The following is a 19,206-nucleotide window of genomic DNA, read 5'->3' as shown; positions in this document are numbered from 1 at the left end:
ACAAAGGTATCAGTTTTTAGTCAACTTACCTTCTTTTTTCAATTGATTAACTATTCCGTCCAGCGTTCCGTTGATAAAGCTACCGCTCTTGGCAGTACTATACAACTTCGCAATTTCTACATATTCATTTAACGAAACACTCACCGGAATGTTCGGGAAACTTAAAATTTCTGCTAAAGCGGTCTGCATAATGATGATATCCATAAATGCGATACGATCCAGATCCCAGTTCTTCGTATTCTCGCTCACAAGATGACGGTAATAGTCGGCATTCAGAATTGTACGACGGAATAAACGGCGTGCAAATTCCTGATCTTCGTCATCCTTGAATTCGGGAAGTAATTCCTGATTCGCTCCGTTCTTTTCTTCAAAACGCTTAATCGTTTTCAAGACAAAGGTATCTACAATCTCTTTATCGTCATTCCAGTACAGACTCTGGTCTTCCAGTACCTGATCAAGGGAATCATTATTAAAGATGTATGTTTTATAGAGTTTTCTCCACAATTCGCGGTCAGCTTCATATGAATTGTCACCGGAAGCCATATAATCTTTATAAATATCGCTTTCTACTATTTTCTCATAAAGCTCTTTGACGAAATCCTGATCATTTGCCCAAGTTCTCTTCTGATTAGATATAAACTCGGTCAGTTGCTTGTTCACCTCCAACTGTGCAACAAACTTATTATCCACAAACTTTGTGTTGGGATACAACTCTTCTTTAGTAGGAGCCAGTTTTGCTTTTGCCGCATCAATGCGTTTTTGTGCATACTCTGTTAATGCCATCATCAGCATTAACAAATAATTATAAAGGTCATACGCCTTTGAAAGGCTGAAGAATAACTCTTTCTCCGCTGAGTCTAGATTTTTGCTGCCATTTTGGTAATAGGCATACACTATTTGTATAATCTTAAGACGAATAAGAACTCTGTTGATCATAATTCAAATTAATACTGTTATTATCGAACTGCAAAAGTAGATATTTTTAATGAGTTTCCACAAATAAATCACATTTTTTAATGCAGTATTTGATTCTCTGCGCTTTTTCTTTTGACAGTTTAAAAAAAATATCCAATTTTGAGGCCGATTATTAACGGACCCAATGATATGGAAGATTTTAAAAAGAAAATGAACGCAGACATGAATGATAAGGAGATCGTTTTCTCCAAGTCCATCAAAGCAGGTAAACGCATCTATTACCTCGATGTGAAGAAGAACCGTAAAGATGAAATGTTTTTAGCTATTACGGAGAGTAAGAAAGTGGTGATGGGAGAAGGAGATGACTCTCAGGTTAGCTTCGAAAAGCATAAAATCTTCTTATATAAGGAGGATTTTCAGAAATTTATGGCAGGATTGACAGAAGCCATCAGTTTTATTAACCACAGTGACATGAACGATTACATCAGCCGCCTGAACGAAGAAGCTGATATAAAAAGAGAACAGGAAGCTCTTGCCGAAGAAGCACAAGAGGACAAGCTGGAAAACGAAATTAAGATTGATATTGACTTTTAAAGAGGTAACTCTTTGATATTTCAAAAAAAAACAGTACTTTTGCACCGCTTTTTTGCAACATCATGTGATAATCCACATCGTGTAATGGTGAATTAAGCAAAATAACTTAATTTAGAGTAACACAATTTTTTAAGAAATGAAATCAATTGAAGTAAAAGGAACTGCAAGAACTATTGCAGAACGCTCTTCGGAACAAGCAAGAGCTTTAAAAGAAATTCGTAAGAACGGTGGTGTGCCTTGTGTACTTTACGGAGCTGGTGAAGTTGTTCACTTTACAGTGACTAACGAAGGTCTTCGTAACTTGGTTTATACTCCGCACATTTACGTAGTAGATCTGGATATCGATGGCAAAAAAGTAAACGCTATCCTGAAAGATATTCAATTCCACCCGGTAAAAGACAACATTCTTCATGTTGACTTCTATCAGATTGACGAAGCTAAACCTATCGTTATGGAAGTTCCGGTACAACTGGAAGGTCTTGCAGAAGGTGTGAAAGCCGGTGGTAAGCTTGCATTGCAGATGCGTAAGATCAAAGTGAAAGCTCTGTACAATGTAATTCCTGAAAAACTGACTGTTAACGTTTCTCACCTGGGATTGGGTAAGACTGTTAAAGTTGGCGAACTGAGCTTCGAAGGTCTTGAACTGATTAGCGCTAAGGAAGCAGTTGTATGTGCTGTTAAGTTGACTCGTGCAGCAAGAGGTGCAGCAGCAGCCGCTGGAAAGTAATTTGAGATTATCCCTGTAAAGAGATATAGCAAAACGCAGATTAATGCAGATTAAAGCAGATGTTCAGTCTGCATTAGTTTGCGTTAATTTGCGTTTTTCTTTTTATATTCACGAACTGTTTTTTACGAAAAAACAATGATCAAATATCTAATTGTCGGACTAGGAAACATTGGACCCGAATATCATGAAACCCGGCATAATATTGGTTTCATGACAGTAGAGGCATTGGCAAGAATCAACAATGCTCCTCCCTTTATTGACGGACGCTACGGATTTACCACTAGTTTTTCGATCAAAGGACGCCAGTTAATCCTGCTCAAACCGTCAACTTTCATGAACCTGAGCGGACTGGCCGTTCGCTACTGGATGCAAAAAGAAAACATCCCTTTGGAAAATGTGTTAATAGTAGTAGACGATCTGGCTCTCCCCTTCGGCACTCTGCGTCTGAAAGGAAAAGGAAGTGATGCCGGACATAATGGTCTGAAGCACATAGCAGCCATTTTAGGAACTCAGAACTATGCCCGTTTACGCTTTGGTATCGGAAATGACTTCCCCAAAGGCGGACAGATTGATTATGTACTCGGACACTTTACTGACGAAGATCGCAAGACAATGGATGAAAGACTGGAAACAGCCGGAGAAATCATTAAAAGTTTCTGTCTGGCAGGTATTGATATTACCATGAACCAGTTCAATAAGAAATAGGAGTATTTACAATTGACTATTTCACAGCGTATATATGCAAACGGTCATTAAGTACTCCACCATGACACATGGTACACTGTTAATTAATAAATTATCAATATATGGCAGAAGCAAGAATAGATAAATGGATGTGGGCTGTTCGTATTTTCAAGACACGCACAATTGCCGCCGAAGCCTGCAAGATGAACCGTGTCACTATCAACGGAGCATACGTAAAGGCATCTCGCATGATAAAGCCGGGTGATGTAGTTCAAGTTAAGAAGCCGCCTATTACCTATTCATTCAAAGTGCTGCAAGCTATTGAGAAGCGAGTAGGCGCAAAGCTTGTACCCGATGTAATGGAAAACGTTACCACTCCCGACCAATACGAACTATTGGAAATGAGTAAAATCAGCGGATTCATTGATCGCGCACGGGGAACCGGACGTCCAACCAAAAAAGACCGCAGAAGTCTGGAGGAATTCACAGCTCCGGAATTTATGGATGATTTTGATTTCGACTTTGATTTCGACGAAGATAAGTAAATAATGAACGGTGAATAAACTTATAGCATGAAGTTACAAGTTTATTCACCGTTTATTATTTTACCAACTGTTGATTACAGATTTGCTTTCACAGCATCAATTAGCTCCTGATATTCAGTATCGGTCAAATAAACTTTTCCCGGATTCATCTGAAATACACCGCCATAATCAGGTCCGTCTACATATTTCGGAGCCAGATGGAAATGCAAATGAGATAATTTATCTGAGTAAGCACCATAGTTGATCTTTTCCGGCTGGAAAGCTTTCTGCATTGCACGGGTAACACGTGCCACATCAGCCATAAATGCATTACGGTCTTCATCGCTCAATTCGTTCAAATCATTTACGTGATCCTTGTAAGCAACGAGGCAACGCCCCCGATAAGTTTGCTCTTTAAACAAAAACACACGTGATACACTAAGCTGCGCAATCTCAATCATCAGATTATGCAACGTTTCATTGTTCTGGCAATACAGACATTCTTTTGGATCACTCTTCATGATATTCTTATTTTTATGTTTTGACAAAGCAAAAATAGTCGTTCTGCTTTTATTTCACCTGTATTTTTTCGTTTTTTTGATCGACTAATTGGTACACGTTCTCTTTTTCACCAACAACCCACACTACATCCCCCTCTTCGAACGGTGCATTTACATCCGGCACCATCAGAGTGCCATCTTCCCGTTCCACACCGGCTATCATACAATGATACTTATCCCGTATACCCGATTCACGGATTGTTTTACCCAGAAAAACGGAGTCTGCATCAATAATGAACTGCTTCAAAGTCATCTCTCCCTTCTCATACATCTCCCAGTCTATCTTCGCACCACTTTGCATGGCACTGCTAAATACATTCAATTGTTCGTCCGTTCCTATTACCTGTATCTTGTCCATAGGAAAAAGACGCACCGAGCCACCGGGAATATTAATCCTTCTCTTTCCCCGCAAGATAGAAGCGATATGAATGCCATATTTCTTTCCCAAATTTAGTTCCATCAACGTTTTTCCCGCCCAAGTGGATTCCCCCGGAATCTCCAAATCCGCCAAATGCAGATCATGAGATAACAGACGTCCGGCATATTCGGGTTTCTTCTCTCCCAAATATTCTGCACGCACCTCTCTGGAACGCAGATTTTGAAAGAAACGCCGTTCTATCAATATAGATTGCTTTTTCAAACGACGCGACCATACCATCAACAAGACTGCAAGCACAGCCACTCCAATAATCAATCCAATAGATGCCTTAAACAATCCCGATATCACAAAAATGACAAATAACGCCGCAATCATAATACGTATGACAATAGTAGACACCAATGGTGCACGATTGGCACGGTTATCATGCCACAGGGTCATAAATTCCACCGAATGGTTTTTCTTCACCATGATAGCACGTAGGAAAGGCGAAATGCAAAGGATAATAAAAACAGCCCCCAATAATGATGCCCAGAAATGAGGCAGGTTCTCCTTAAAGAATGGGACGACAAAACGGAAAGACAGTGCAATAATGGATATACTGACTATTGAATATACCACAGTTATGCGTACCATTGCCAGCAACAGCTTCTTCCACAAATTCTCATGATTAAGTACTGTTTGCGAGCCCGAAGAATAACGCATTAAGAACTTTCTCCAGGAAGCGGGTAAATGAGCATCCACAAAAGAAGAAGCCGGTTCAGCCAGACGAATCATATAAGGAGTCAGGAAAGTGGTTATCACAGAAACTGCTACCACTATCGGATATAAGAAATCGCTCGTCACGTGCAGAGATACACCCAATGAAGCTATAATAAATGCGAATTCACCAATCTGAGTCAAACTGAAACCGCACTGCATAGCCGTCTTCAAGGGTTTGCCGGAAAGAATCACGCCGAATGTTCCGAAGGTAGCCTGCCCCAAAATAACTGCGATCGTAATTACAATGATAGGTATTGCATATTCAATAATCATTGCAGGATCGACCATCATCCCCACCGATACAAAGAAAATTGCGCCAAAAAGATCTTTCACCGGCTTCACCAACCGGTCAATAGATTCCGCTTCGATTGTTTCTGCCAGAATAGACCCCATGATAAACGCACCGAATGCAGCAGAGAACCCTGTATTGGCTGCCATCACTACCATACCGAAACACAGTGCCAATGATACGATAAGCAGAGTTTCCTCTCCCATCAGTTTCCTGCAACGCTTCAAAAACTCCGGAATCAGATAGATACCTACTACAAACCACAAAATAAGAAAGAACAGCAGTTTACCAATACTCTCCAGCATCTCGGTGCCTTCAAAGTTATGGCTTACCGCCATCGTAGAAAGCATCACCATCAATACAATAGCCAGTATATCCTCTAGAATCAGAATACTCAGTACAAGCCCGGTGAACTGCTTCTTCCTCAGTCCCAAGTCATCGAACGCCTTATAAATAATAGTAGTAGAAGACATCGCAATCATACCACCTAGAAACAGACTGTCCATCCGATGCCAGCCGAATCCCATACCGACACCTATCCCCAGCAATATCATACAAAAGATGATGGTGCAGGCAGCGATGATAGCAGAACCTCCGACTTTTACGATTTTCTTAAAACTGAACTCCAGACCAAGAGCAAACAACAAGAAGATAACGCCAATATCCGCCCATGTCTTAATGTTGGCGGTATCCATTACTGATGGTGTATAAGGCATGTGCGGACTTGCCAGAAAACCGGCAACCACATATCCCAACACCAAAGGTTGCTTTAACTTCTTAAACAACAAAGTCATGACGCCGGCACAGATCAATATCAGCGCAAGATCGGCAATGAGTGTAGGTAATTGAGACATTGTTTCATCGTATTTGGTGACAAAATTAAAATAAATCTATCGTATAAACAACAGATTCACGGATATGTTTTAAACCAATGGCAACAAACAGCCCGCACAAAACATCTAATTACTTATATAAAACATTATTAATTATGTAAAAAATCGATAGCCTATCCTTTAATAGATAAACTACCGACTTCATTTTATGATACTAATTCCCGAACCACAACCTTCATTTTTCCGTTGAATTTGATAAAAGGATATGAGAATTATTTATCGTAGATATTTGAAAACTATCAAATTATTCTAAAGGAGTAAACTCTTTATATTCTCTGGACATATTTATTTCCCCATATTCTCCCCATCGGTCATAAATGGCAAATTTCTTGGTTGTAAGTTCTTCTATATCCCAATAATGATCCGAACCAAAATAAATTGTACTGGAACTCTGATCATAAAAAGCCCATCTCATATTAACAACACGTCGTTGTTCTTTTCCGTTTTTATCAGTTACAATTAAAGTTTGAGTACACGTACCATCTCTTCTAAACGTATACAGCCCTTGAATCGTCTCGTCAGCATCATTGACTGTTTTTTGACTAGCCCATGTTACATCACATATCAGAGATATGACATCATCTTCCGCCTTTGTATAATATCCGGTCTTCTCCACACAGCCTGTCATAAGAAAAGCCATGATAAAAACGAGTGATACAAAAATCCTACTTTTCATCAACGTAAGAATTTGAAGTTTGCAATACAGGGAGCATTTAAACTCGTCGTTTCAAAATTCCATTCTGCATAATCTCCCTGAGTTACAGACCATTCAAAACAAGGATTGATATTATAACCAATTCCACAAAATAGCACTCTTGGTGTCTCCTTATTGTCAATATTTCTAATGTGGCAGGTTACGTAGAATGCCCAACCTGCATTCTTATAAGATTGTGGATTTAATTCTATAGATGTTTCGATATAATTACTTTTATTTATATAATAACTCTCCTTATAATCCGTTACGTTCAGTGACGCTACTGTAGAAGAATATCTACCATTATCAAACTGTTTTTTCTTCAATTCAATTGGCGAATCATCCTTTATCTGACTAATGTATATTTCATTTTCTGTTATCATCACAATATAATCTACGCCATGAGAGGCCGCCAACTGTCCACACCTACTATTTACTTGATTAATACTTTCTTTAAAGATACTAAGATTAAGGGAGTTGACGGAATTTAACTCTTCTACATCCACATTAGTTATATACGATAATACAGAATTGCGTTTATTAGAATTGATATAATATTCATGCGTAGTTTTATTTATATCAACAAATTCATTTAACACCGCAGCATCTTGCTGGTAGTTGCGACTTGCGGGAGTTGGAACACTAAGATTATCTTTACAACTCTGAAAAGATAAAGATAATAAGACAATTGCTAAAAATAGAATAGACTTCATAGTTAATAGTTTTTTGTGTGTACGAACAATAAGTTTTCAAATATAAGAAACTATCTTTAGTGTATGCAATCTATTGAAAGAAAAGAAGTTAATATTAAAAAGAATTATACTACCACAATGATTTCACCTTCCACTTTTACATCCATTTAGAGTTTTATCCAATATCCAAAATATATTTATGATAAAGATATTCTATCCTTCTTGTTTCGTATGTGTCAATTCATTCTTACCCTCAAGTACAAACATTGCCAATATATAATAGGCATAAAGGGAGGGATACTCCTTTTATGCCTATAGAATGGAAAAATCTTTTTATTTTCTAAAAGGTGGCTTCACCACTATTGCCTTCAATTTACGTCCACGCATATCAATACAGATCTCCGTACCTGCCTTGGCATATTCCGGTTTCACATATCCCATGCCAATACCAATCTTGCGAGTGGGAGACATTGTACCGGAAGTCACCACTCCTATACCTTCTCCTTCCACATTCACCAATTCATAGCCGTGACGAGGAATGCCTCGGTCAATCATTTCAAAACCAACTAGTTTACGGGTAGTTCCTTCTGCCTTCTGCCTTTCCAACATCGGACGGTTGATGAACTCCTTACCTTCCACAAACTTAGTGATCCATCCCAATCCAGCTTCGATCGGTGAAGTCTTATCATCCAGATCATTGCCATAAAGGCAAAATCCCATTTCCAGACGAAGCGTATCACGGGCACCCAGCCCTACCGGCTTGATACCGAATTCTTCCCCCGCCTCAAATACAGCTTTCCATACCGCCTCGGCAGCATCCGGATAGAAATAAAGTTCAAAACCTCCGGCACCGGTGTATCCGGTATTGGAGATAATCACATTCTCTTTTCCCGCAAACCGGCCAACGGTAAATGTATAATAAGGAATAGCCGACAGATCAATATCCGTCAACTTCTGCAAAGCAAGAATAGCCTTCGGACCCTGAACAGCAAGCTGCGCCATATTATCGGAAGAATTCTCCAGTTCCGCCCCCTCCGTATTATGAGAAACACACCAGTCCCAATCCTTTTCTATATTGGCCGCATTCACTACCAGCAGATATTTTTCCGGCTCATAGCAATATACCAGCAAGTCATCTACAATTCCCCCTTCTTCATTAGGGAAGCAGGTATATTGTATCTTACCGGGAACAAGTGCCGCCACATTATTGGAAGTCACCTTCTGAAGAAAGGCTAACGCTTGCGGCCCTTTCACCCAGAATTCTCCCATATGGGATACATCAAATACCCCGACTGCATTACAAACAGTCAGATGTTCATCAATAATTCCAGAGTACTCGATAGGCATATTATAGCCTGCAAATTCGTGCATTTTAGCACCTAATGCAATGTGTTTCTCTGTAAACGGAGTGGTTTTCATTTTTTGTGTATTAAGTTTTAAGTAATAAATTGATATTCGTGGAATGTAATCACTTAGAAGCTACTAGTTCGGCAATCTTCACAATGACGTTCATTGCCTTCTCCATATTCTGAATAGGAACAAACTCATAACGTCCGTGGAAATTAAGACCGCCGGCAAAAATATTCGGGCAGGGTAAACCTTTGAATGATAGCTGCGCTCCATCCGTACCGCCACGAATCGGCTTCACATTCGGCTTCACTCCTACCGCCTCCATGGCTGCAAAAGCTGTGTCGATGATATGCATCACCGGTTCTATTTTCTCACGCATATTATAGTATTGGTCACGTAACTCTAGTGTCGCCGTACCTTCTCCATATTCGGTGTTGATCTCCGCAACCAGACGTTTTATTTCTTCCTTGCGTTTCTCAAACTTGGCACGGTCATGGTCGCGAATGATATAAGACACTGTACTTTGCTCCACATCTCCCTGAATACTGATCAGATGATAGAATCCTTCATACCCTTCAGTCTGCTCCGGTGTTTCCATCGATGGCAACATTGCGATAAACTGATTAGCGACACGAATCGAGTTTATCATCTTATTCTTTGCATATCCGGGGTGTACATTACGTCCTTTAAAAGTAATCTTTGCAGCGGCAGCATTGAAATTTTCAAACTCCAGTTCCCCTACTTCACCACCATCCATCGTATACGCCCATTCGCAGCCAAACTTCCCGACATCGAACTTATGCGCACCTTCACCGATTTCCTCATCCGGATTGAAACCGATACGAATCTTTCCATGTTTGATTTCGGGATGTTCTTTCAGATAAACGATTGCTGATACGATCTCGGCAATTCCCGCTTTATCATCCGCACCAAGCAGCGTCTTGCCGTTTGTTACAATCAAATCCTCTCCTTTATGATCGAGCAGTTCCGGAAATTGTGCAGGAGAAAGAATGATATTTTCTTCGGCACAAAGCACTATATCCGTCCCATCGTAGCCTTTTACAATACGTGGAGTTACATCTTTTCCTGTCATATCGGGACTTGTATCCATATGAGCGATAAACCCGATAGTGGGTACTTTTTTATCTATATTAGCAGGAAGCGTGGCAAAAAGATAGCCATGTTCATCCAAAGTAATATCTTCCAACCCCAAAGATTCCAGTTCAGTCTTCAGATATTCAGCGAATACCATCTGTTTCGGAGTACTGGGAGTAAGCCCTGTTGATTCATCCGACTGTGTATCAAAGCTCACATACTTCAAAAATCTGTCTACTAAAGTCATATCTATTTTACGATTTAATGATTTGCAATTTACATTTTGATAGTTTATAGTGCCGTAAAGGTAAAAAAAGAGCCGTGAATTGACAAACAATTCACGGCTCTTTTTTCTCAGTATATTACTTAAAAGTGACTGCTACCATCAAAACAATGCGTACACACTTTACATTTCGGCAGCCCGATAGCTTCAATCAAAGTCTCAAGCGTGTTAAATTTCAATGAAGTCAGTCCGAAACGCTCGGCTATGATACTAACCATTTTCTCGTATTCGGGAGACCCCGTAGTGGCGTATTTCTCCAGATTCTTATTCTCATCATCTTCCAGTTCTTTAATAATACGACGGGTAATCAACTCCAAAGCATTCTTAGAAGCCGAGAAACCCACAAACGGACAAGCATAGATCAACGGAGGGCAAGCGATACGCATATGTACCTCTTTCGCTCCATAATCATATAGAATCTTCACATTATCACGCAACTGTGTTCCACGCACAATCGAATCATCACAGAACAGCAGACGCTTTCCCTGAAGCATGGCACGATTCGGAATTAGCTTCATCTTTGCAACCAGCGAACGCATTTCCTGATTGCTCGGTGTGAAGCTACGAGGCCATGTCGGTGTATATTTTGAAATGGCACGATGGTAAGGAACTCCTTTACCTTCCGCATATCCCAACGCCATACCTACTCCCGAATCAGGAATACCACAGGCACAATCCACTTCCGATTCGTCCTTCTGTCCCATCTTCATTCCACTGGTGAAACGGACTTCTTCTACATTTTTGCCCTCATAACAAGAGGTCGGGAAACCATAATACACCCAAAGGAAAGAACAAATCTGCATTCCTTCATTCGGTTGGCGAAGCTGCTCGATATGATCGGGATACATGCGTACTATTTCCCCCGGTCCCAGATACTTTTCGATTTCATAATCCAGATTCGGGAAACTGGATGACTCGCTGGTAGCGGCATACGCACCATCTTTTTTCCCGATCACCACCGGAGTACGTCCCCATTGGTCACGGGCCGCGATAATGCTGCCATCCTCTGTCAGAATCAGCATAGAACAAGAACCCTTGATATGTTTGAATACGTTCTCGATACCTTCGGTGAAGGTTCTTCCTTGTATGATAAGCAGTGCGATGAGTTCCGTTTGATTGGTATTGCTCGAACTAAGTTCGGCGAAGTGCATATTTTGGTTGAGAAGGTCTTCTTCCAGTTCCTGGATATTCGATATTTTAGCAACTGTGACGATGGCGAAGCGGCCGAGGTGGGAATTGATGATAATGGGTTGTGCATCTGTGTCGCTGATAATGCCTATGCCGGCATTGCCTTTAAATTTATCAAGCTCTCCTTCAAACTTGGATCGGAAATATGTACTTTCCAGATTGTGAATGGAGCGAATAAATCCTTTCTCCTGACTATAAGTCGCGAGTCCGCCCCGCTTTGTACCCAAATGTGAGTTATAATCTGTACCATAGAATAAATCAGTCACGCAACTCGATTTCGAGACTGTTCCGAAAAAACCTCCCATGTTGTTCTCTTTATTGATAATGTTTAAAAAAAGATGGCGCAAAAGTACAAAAAAGAATCCATCCGATAAAAAAAGCACTCCGCAAAGTTTTAATTTTCTTTGCGGAGTACTTCTAAATTTTATTAAAAATACAAAGAAGATTGAACAATCGTTTTAGTCGCGTCTCATTTCCATTTCTTAATTGATTTCTGATCGGATAGAGTTGCTTCGATAAGACTCAATGCAAAACCACCGCTGCGTGCCAGCTTGACGGACATCTTCGTTTTATTCGTCACGATCCCTTTCTTTATCTGATAGGAAGTCGGATTCTTTTCGTAGTCAGCCTCTTTTCCATCGGCATAGAGGGTAGCTACATACTCTTTATCCGGTTCCAGAAAATCAAGAGTAAACGCGGCAGTACGGGAGTTTTCGTCAGTAATGCCGCCAACAAACCAATGATTGGTTCCTTTTGCTTTGCGGGCTACTGTAATATAATCACCCGGTTCGGCTTCCAGATATTTGCTGTCATCCCAGTCCAAAGCTACATCTTTAATAAACTGGAAAGCATCCGGATAACGCTCATAACTTTCCGGCAGATCGGCAGCCATCTGCAAAGGACTGTACATTGTTACGTAAAGGGCCAGTTGTTTCGCCAGAGTAGTACGTACAACGCTATGCTCCCCTTCCAGAAAAGAAATTCTCGTGTCGAAAATACCCGGTGTATAATCCATCGGGCCGCCGATCTGACGAGTGAATGGAAGCAAAGTAGTATGAAAAGGTTTATTGCCGGCAAAAGCTTCATATTCCGTTCCCCGTGCCGATTCATTGCCGATCAGGTTGGGATAAGTACGGCACAATCCTGTAGGACGTACAGCTTCGTGCGCATTCACACAGATTTTATAATCGGCGGCTTTCGTCACGGCATATAGATAATGGTTGTTCATCCATTGTCCATAGTGATGTTCGCCCCGAGGAATGATATTGCCAACATAACCACTTTTCACGGCATTATATCCGTTGTCAACCATAAATTGGTAGGCTGTATCGAGATGGCGTTCGTAGTTACGCACGGAGGCAGATGTTTCATGATGCATCATCAGCTTCACCCCTTTCTCTTTAGCATATGCGTTCAGCATCTTCACGTCGAAATCCGGATAGGGAGTGACGAAATCAAACACATAATCTTTTGATTTGCCGAACCAATCTTCCCAGCCTTCATTCCAGCCTTCTACCAATACCTGATCGAAACCATGTTGCGCTGCAAAGTCGATATAACGTTTTACTTTGTCATTGTTGGCAGCATGACGTCCGTTAGGGCTTGTCTTTGAATAATCCGTCTGTCCGAGTTTGACGGAATAAACATCATCTGTATATGCCCAACTGCTTTTTCCGGTAATCATCTCCCACCACACACCGATATACTTCACCGGTTTAATCCAAGAAACATCTTGATAAGCACATGGTTCGTTCAGATTCAAGGTCAGCTTGGAAGCAAGAATATCACGTGCATCATCGCTCACAATCACCGTACGCCACGGAGACTGACAGGGTGTCTGCATATAACCTTTATCTCCCATTGCATCCGGTGTCAGCCATGATTCGAAAATCAGTTTTTTGTCATCAAGATTGAGATGCATACAGGAATAATCCACCAAAGCAGCTTCGTGCAGGTTAATATACAGACCATCGGCTGTTTTCATTTGCAGAGATGTCTGTACGCCTGTTGGTGAAAAAGACGTTTGAGAAGCATTGTCGGTAATAGCTCCTTTCATCAGTCCACGGATTTCCGTTAGTCTGGATTCTGTGTAATCATATTCCTGGGTATCATAATCTCCTGGAATCCAGAAGGCAGTATGGTCACCCGTCATGGCAAACTGCGAATGTTCTTCCTTTATAACAAAATAATTCAGATTCTTCTGCTGCGGGAACTCATAGCGGAAACCTAATCCGTCATTGTAAAGCCGAAAACGGATGATCATATTCCGGTCCTGCGCCTTCTGATTCAGTGTGACTGCCATTTCATTATAATGATTGCGAATGGATTTCACTTCTCCCCACACCGGCTCCCAAGTTTCGTCGAAGGTGGAAGTTTCTGTATCGATGCACGCAAACCCATTCATCAGTCCCGGATCATTCTTCAACTCAAGTCCTAACTTTGATAGTTTAATCACTCCCTTTCCTTTATAAGAAAGTTCGTATACCGGTTCTCCCTGAGCATTGACCGAAAAATCCAGTTTTAATTGTCCGTCAGGAGAAGTGATACTTTCTGCCATTGCCGTTGCACCCATAGAAAAAGAGAGTAACAGACAGAGTACTGCCGTAGTTAATATTTTCATGTTCTTCATGATATAAATGAATTAGTTAATAATCATATGGCAAATGTAGTGAGGAATAGCAAGCGTCACTTCGGATTATAATTAAAATATAGCGTTTTTGAATATCTCAATACTGATAAACACCTGTCAATGAAACATATACCAAAGTACTCCAACAGAAAAAATATAGTGCTTACATGGAGCAAGAATCTACCGCTACTTTGTATATAACATATAGTATAGGGATATGTATATCATCTATTAATACTGTATTTTTGAAGGGATATAACCATCGTTCCACTCCAGTGCACAGATCTCATCACTCTTGTGAAGAGTTCTCACCACTAGAGTAAACAGGCCTGTTCACCCTAGTGGAACGATAAAGATGAAAGGTAGAAAAGATACAAATAGAAGCAGGATATCATAGAAAAGACAGCCGGATAAAACACTAACAACCGCCCAATGACAAGGAATACAATATAGTTCAAAATACAATATCCGCATGGGTTCGGATAGAATTATCCCAGAATTTACATCTTAATCTGAATACCAGAGACAAAAAAGTTCAAAGTATGCTATGATATTAGCATATAATTGATAAATTTGCAAGCAGAATATCTTACTTCATAACACATAATCTAATATTACTATTATGACACAGCACTTCAGATATACGACATTGTTACTTCTTACAACATTATCTACCGTTTATGTCTCCGCACAGTCTCTGCGAAAATTAATGGAAATGCCTCCGCGCATTATTGAATCGAAATGGGAGCAAACTCCGGAAGGAGGAACAGAATTAAACTATTACAACGGAGACCTGTGCAGTTACTACCTTTTCCGCGAAAATGACCGTTCATACAATTTGAACCCCGGAAAGAACACGGTATTCAGAATAGAGAAAGGCTCCAATGCCAGCAATTCTTTCAAGACTTCAAGCAGGTATATGTTCTTCCGCGGTCAATTCCCCAAAGACTTTCGGATCAGTACTCCTTATGCACTTCCTGTAAAGACCGGCGAAGAAACACAATGGCAGATCGCTCCTCAGGAATCTGCCAAAACTATGATATTCCAAATTCAGGAAGGAGACACCGTCTATGCAACCCGCAGAGGAGTCGCCTGTGCGACAGTGCTGCCACAGCAATTGTTGATATACCACCCCGACCATACCTTTGCCGCTTACCTTATGATGCGTCAAAACTTCATCCAGACAGGTGAAGAAGTCATGACCGGGCAACCTATTGGAATAGCCGGAGTACTCGGAGTATCCATCTCTTATTTTTTTCTTGATAACAATAAATTCGATGCAAACGGGTTCTTAGGCTATCCATATTCTCACTTCACTCCTGTATTCCGCACAGACAAGGGGGATGTAAAACTGGAGGAGAAAACAGCCTATAAATCCGCCACAGATGATGAACTGATCATGCTTGAAATGAGCAAACGTGAAAAAAAGAAATTTCAGAAACAGAAATACTCAAAATAAAGGGAAGCAATATGCGTATATTTTATCTTTTCCTCTGTTTCATCTGCCTTTGCGACCTGCTCCATGCGCAGACTGTAAGAATCGCTTATGAAGGCGACCCGCTTACGGACAAAGAACGCCGGAAGATTGAACAGACCCTCCAATATGAAGTCGAATTTTATGCACAATTCGGACTTCCCGATACGCTTAATCTTCAATTGACTGTATTCAACAAAAGGGAAGATGCGCTGGTCTATCTGAACAAATTCAATATACATCCTCCCAAAAGTACAAACGGAATGTATATATCCAGATTACAAAAGGCCATCATATTAAGCAGAGAAAAAGAATACCAACAAGGTCTGGGCGTGATCTATCACGAACTGAGCCATCACCTCACCTTGCAAATCACGGCAGGACGTCCTCCGATATGGTTCAACGAGGGACTTGCCGAATATTTTGAACATTGTAAAGTTAATAAAAAAGGACTTCAGCACACGTTTACCGATTACGAAAAAGGAAGAATCCGCACTATATATATGTTGGGGGACATTGATCTGCCTACCTTTATCAACAGTCGCCAAAAGGAATTTATGAAGCAGCAAAGAACCGACGAACAATACGCCTATATCCTCTCTCATGCACTCGTCACTTTCTGGATCGAGAAAGTTCCCCGGCAGATATTACGTGATTTTGTACTCTCCTTTCAAAACAAAGATGACTCATCCATTGTTTCCGAACGGATAGATAAGGTTTACACCGGAGGTTTCAAACAATTTGAAAAAGATTTTGAAGCCTTCTGCAAATAGTTTTATCTTTTTTCTATCTTTGCACCGGCTATGGGATTAGCCTTTAACCGCCCTTTGGAGCTGATGATCCCTACAATTTGAATGTATAACTCTTAAATTGTCAGCTTATGCTCAAGACTTTACTCTTTATCGGTATGGGAAGTTTTACCGGAGGCGTTCTGCGTTATCTCATCTCGCGTTACGTTCAGAATTTCCTGACACCTTCCTTCCCTTTGGGAACACTGCTGGTCAATATACTCGGTTGTTTCGCCATCGGCCTGTTTTACGGACTCTTCGAACGGGGAAATCTGATGAACCCCAATCTGAAAATGTTTCTCACCGTAGGATTCTGTGGAGGATTCACCACCTTTTCAACCTTCATGAATGAGAACTTTCAGTTAATCAAAGACGATAATTTCTTCTACCTCTCACTCTATGTAGGCCTCAGCTTGTTTGTAGGATTCATTATGCTGTACTTGGGATATTCACTTGTAAAACAATAAACATAACATATCTACATCATATGATCAAAAGAAATGCAGCCAAGCCCGTCCGTGTGGCTCCTCCCATGATGGAGGAACAGGAAGTCAGTACAAGCACCTTGCAAGAACTGCTCGAAAAAGAGGAAACCGTCTCAAATCTCATATTCAGCAAAGGAAGAGAAGAGGGAATCAGCAAGTCTTACAAGAGTTTCAAGAACTGCACTTTCCGGAATCAGACATTCAGCGAATGTAAATTCCGTTCTTCTCAGCTGGCAGATATACGGTTTGAGAACTGCGACCTGTCCAATATATCTTTTGCAGAAAGCTCCCTTTACCGGGTAGAGTTCATTGCCTGCAAATTACTAGGAACCAACCTTTCAGAGACGACCATGAATCATGTTTTATTGCATGACTGTAATGCCTCTTACATCAATCTGGCGATGAGCAAAATGAATCAGGTACGCTTCTCGCACTGCCATTTCCGGAACGGAAGTTTCAATGACTGCCGTTTCTCTTCCGTCGCCTTCGACAGTTGTGATTTGGTAGAAGCTGACTTTTCTCATGCTCCGCTCCGTGGAATCGACCTGCGTACTTCGCGCATCGGCGGAATAACACTTAATATCAGCGACCTGAAAGGAGCTGTCATTACTTCCTTGCAGGCCATGGACTTGCTTCCGCTGTTGGGAGTTATTATCGAAGACTAGAATTCTACCAATTTCATCCATCCGCATTCAAACAAAAAGCATCGTCACATTGTTATCTAATAAGACCGGACTAATGACATCTAGGGAGTATGATTCGAAAGAATACCTATTTATAGTGATTTCCCACTCTCTGTCAAGTCCGTACTTTTGCAAAAATATTATTCAAAACAATAGAAACGATGAAAATAGAAAAAATTGTAGCTCGAGAAATTCTCGATTCAAGAGGTAACCCCACAGTAGAAGTTGACGTAGTATTGGAATCAGGTATCATGGGACGTGCGTCTGTTCCGTCAGGTGCTTCCACAGGTGAACATGAAGCACTCGAACTTCGTGATGGTGACAAGCAACGTTACGGTGGCAAAGGCGTACAAAAGGCGGTGGACAATGTAAACAAGATCATTGCTCCGAAACTGATCGGTATGTCTTCTCTCAACCAAAGAGGAATCGACTACGCAATGTTGGCACTCGACGGTACTAAAACCAAGTCCAATCTAGGTGCTAACGCTATTCTTGGCGTATCTCTCGCTGTAGCCAAAGCAGCAGCCAGCTATCTTGATCTCCCTCTCTATCGCTATATCGGCGGAACAAATACATACGTAATGCCTGTACCGATGATGAATATCATCAATGGCGGTTCACACAGTGACGCTCCTATCGCATTCCAGGAATTCATGATTCGTCCGGTAGGTGCACCCTCATTCAGAGAAGGTTTGAGAATGGGCGCCGAAGTATTCCACGCTTTGAAGAAAGTACTGAAAGATCGTGGCCTCAGCACTGCCGTAGGCGACGAAGGTGGTTTCGCTCCTAACCTCGAAGGTACGGAAGATGCTCTGAACTCTATCATCGCAGCCATCAAAGCTGCCGGATACGAACCGGGTAAAGACGTAATGATCGGTATGGACTGCGCTTCTTCCGAATTCTACCATGACGGTATCTACGACTATACCAAGTTTGAAGGTGCCAAAGGCAAGAAACGTACCGCCGAAGAACAGATCGACTACCTGGAAGAACTGATCAACAAATTCCCAATCGACTCCATCGAAGACGGTATGAGCGAAAACGACTGGGAAGGCTGGAAGAAACTGACTGAACGTATCGGCGACCGCTGCCAGTTGGTAGGTGATGACCTGTTCGTTACGAACGTTGACTTCCTCGCAATGGGTATCGAGAAGGGATGTGCAAACTCTATCCTGATCAAAGTAAACCAAATCGGTTCGCTGACCGAAACTCTGAACGCTATCGAAATGGCTCACCGTCATGGCTATACGACTGTCACTTCCCACCGCTCCGGCGAAACGGAAGACGCAACGATTGCAGACATCGCAGTAGCTACGAATAGCGGACAGATCAAGACCGGTTCATTAAGCCGTTCGGACCGTATGGCTAAATATAACCAACTGCTCCGCATCGAAGAAGAACTCGGTGACTTGGCTGTATACGGATATAAGAGAATCAAATAATCTTTATTCTCTTTTCAGATACCTTTCCCCCGGGCAATGTGTTGTCCGGGGATTTTTTTATATATTTGATGACTTA

Annotated in this window: 18 protein-coding genes and 1 riboswitch; of the genes, 9 read left to right on the top strand and 9 right to left on the bottom strand. The window is 41.3% G+C overall.

The window, feature by feature from the left end:
• Positions 1-9: 9 nt before the first annotated feature.
• Positions 10-936 (bottom strand): transcription antitermination factor NusB, encoded by a 927-nt coding sequence (gene nusB / locus DW640_RS16590; protein ID WP_008760339.1) that lies wholly within the window; start codon positions 934-936, stop codon positions 10-12.
• A 168-nt stretch (positions 937-1,104) separates the two neighbouring features.
• On the opposite strand from nusB, the gene DW640_RS16585 reads away from it, so the two are divergent.
• From DW640_RS16585 to DW640_RS16570, 4 genes are all read left to right on the top strand, one after another.
• On the top strand, positions 1,105-1,509 hold the full coding sequence (locus DW640_RS16585; protein ID WP_008760338.1) for a PUR family DNA/RNA-binding protein: 405 nt from the start codon (positions 1,105-1,107) through the stop codon (positions 1,507-1,509).
• 136 nt (positions 1,510-1,645) lie between these two features.
• On the top strand, positions 1,646-2,236 hold the full coding sequence (locus DW640_RS16580) for a 50S ribosomal protein L25/general stress protein Ctc (protein ID WP_008760337.1): 591 nt from the start codon (positions 1,646-1,648) through the stop codon (positions 2,234-2,236).
• A gap of 138 nt (positions 2,237-2,374) precedes the next feature.
• Positions 2,375-2,941 carry an aminoacyl-tRNA hydrolase gene (gene pth, locus DW640_RS16575; RefSeq protein WP_032813877.1) on the top strand — a complete coding sequence of 189 codons (567 nt, stop codon included), beginning with the start codon at positions 2,375-2,377 and terminating at the stop codon, positions 2,939-2,941.
• A gap of 101 nt (positions 2,942-3,042) precedes the next feature.
• On the top strand, positions 3,043-3,465 hold the full coding sequence (locus DW640_RS16570; protein ID WP_008760336.1) for an RNA-binding S4 domain-containing protein: 423 nt from the start codon (positions 3,043-3,045) through the stop codon (positions 3,463-3,465).
• Between the two features lie 74 nt (positions 3,466-3,539).
• Here the strand turns inward: DW640_RS16570 and DW640_RS16565 are convergent, their stop codons facing one another.
• The 8 genes from DW640_RS16565 to DW640_RS16530 all read right to left on the bottom strand — a co-directional run bounded on the left by DW640_RS16565 (position 3,540) and on the right by DW640_RS16530 (position 14,258).
• On the bottom strand, positions 3,540-3,965 hold the full coding sequence (locus DW640_RS16565) for an HIT family protein (protein ID WP_055229013.1): 426 nt from the start codon (positions 3,963-3,965) through the stop codon (positions 3,540-3,542).
• A 49-nt stretch (positions 3,966-4,014) separates the two neighbouring features.
• Entirely contained in the window at positions 4,015-6,288 is a 2,274-nt protein-coding gene (locus DW640_RS16560; RefSeq protein ID WP_008764744.1) for a cation:proton antiporter, read from the bottom strand.
• Between the two features lie 283 nt (positions 6,289-6,571).
• Positions 6,572-7,003: a hypothetical protein gene (locus DW640_RS16555; RefSeq protein ID WP_048697277.1), complete on the bottom strand. Its 432-nt coding sequence runs from the start codon at positions 7,001-7,003 to the stop codon at positions 6,572-6,574.
• Positions 7,003-7,734, bottom strand: a complete 732-nt coding sequence (locus DW640_RS16550) for a hypothetical protein (RefSeq protein WP_048697279.1) — start codon at positions 7,732-7,734, stop codon at positions 7,003-7,005. Before DW640_RS16550 ends, DW640_RS16555 begins: the two co-directional genes overlap by 1 nt.
• Positions 7,735-8,046: 312 nt before the next feature.
• Positions 8,047-9,132 (bottom strand): glycine cleavage system aminomethyltransferase GcvT, encoded by a 1,086-nt coding sequence (gcvT, locus tag DW640_RS16545; RefSeq protein WP_048697282.1) that lies wholly within the window; start codon positions 9,130-9,132, stop codon positions 8,047-8,049.
• A gap of 49 nt (positions 9,133-9,181) precedes the next feature.
• On the bottom strand, positions 9,182-10,405 hold the full coding sequence (gene pepT / locus DW640_RS16540) for a peptidase T (protein ID WP_016268216.1): 1,224 nt from the start codon (positions 10,403-10,405) through the stop codon (positions 9,182-9,184).
• A gap of 119 nt (positions 10,406-10,524) precedes the next feature.
• Entirely contained in the window at positions 10,525-11,934 is a 1,410-nt protein-coding gene (locus DW640_RS16535; protein ID WP_117578723.1) for an amidophosphoribosyltransferase, read from the bottom strand.
• A 164-nt stretch (positions 11,935-12,098) separates the two neighbouring features.
• Positions 12,099-14,258, bottom strand: a complete 2,160-nt coding sequence (locus DW640_RS16530; RefSeq protein ID WP_117578722.1) for a glycoside hydrolase family 97 protein — start codon at positions 14,256-14,258, stop codon at positions 12,099-12,101.
• Positions 14,259-14,880: 622 nt separating this feature from the next.
• Here DW640_RS16530 and DW640_RS16525 point away from each other — a divergent pair.
• The 5 genes from DW640_RS16525 to eno all read left to right on the top strand — a co-directional run bounded on the left by DW640_RS16525 (position 14,881) and on the right by eno (position 19,130).
• On the top strand, positions 14,881-15,717 hold the full coding sequence (locus DW640_RS16525) for a hypothetical protein (protein WP_054959749.1): 837 nt from the start codon (positions 14,881-14,883) through the stop codon (positions 15,715-15,717).
• An 11-nt stretch (positions 15,718-15,728) separates the two neighbouring features.
• The gene (locus tag DW640_RS16520; RefSeq protein WP_117578721.1) at positions 15,729-16,505 is read left to right on the top strand and encodes a hypothetical protein; all 777 of its coding nucleotides are present in this window, start codon (positions 15,729-15,731) and stop codon (positions 16,503-16,505) included.
• Positions 16,506-16,522: 17 nt separating this feature from the next.
• Positions 16,523-16,585, top strand: a riboswitch (Fluoride riboswitch).
• 27 nt (positions 16,586-16,612) lie between these two features.
• Positions 16,613-16,987, top strand: coding sequence for a fluoride efflux transporter CrcB (gene crcB / locus DW640_RS16515; protein WP_016268220.1), 375 nt, complete (start codon positions 16,613-16,615; stop codon positions 16,985-16,987).
• A 20-nt stretch (positions 16,988-17,007) separates the two neighbouring features.
• Positions 17,008-17,670 (top strand): pentapeptide repeat-containing protein, encoded by a 663-nt coding sequence (locus DW640_RS16510; RefSeq protein WP_008764720.1) that lies wholly within the window; start codon positions 17,008-17,010, stop codon positions 17,668-17,670.
• A 179-nt stretch (positions 17,671-17,849) separates the two neighbouring features.
• On the top strand, positions 17,850-19,130 hold the full coding sequence (eno, locus tag DW640_RS16505) for a phosphopyruvate hydratase (protein ID WP_008760327.1): 1,281 nt from the start codon (positions 17,850-17,852) through the stop codon (positions 19,128-19,130).
• Positions 19,131-19,206 lie beyond the last annotated feature (76 nt).

Origin of the sequence: Bacteroides sp. AM23-12 (genome assembly GCF_003434395.1) — a bacterium.
Taxonomy (GTDB): domain Bacteria; phylum Bacteroidota; class Bacteroidia; order Bacteroidales; family Bacteroidaceae; genus Bacteroides; species Bacteroides thetaiotaomicron.
This window is presented reverse-complemented; position numbering and strand designations above follow the sequence as displayed.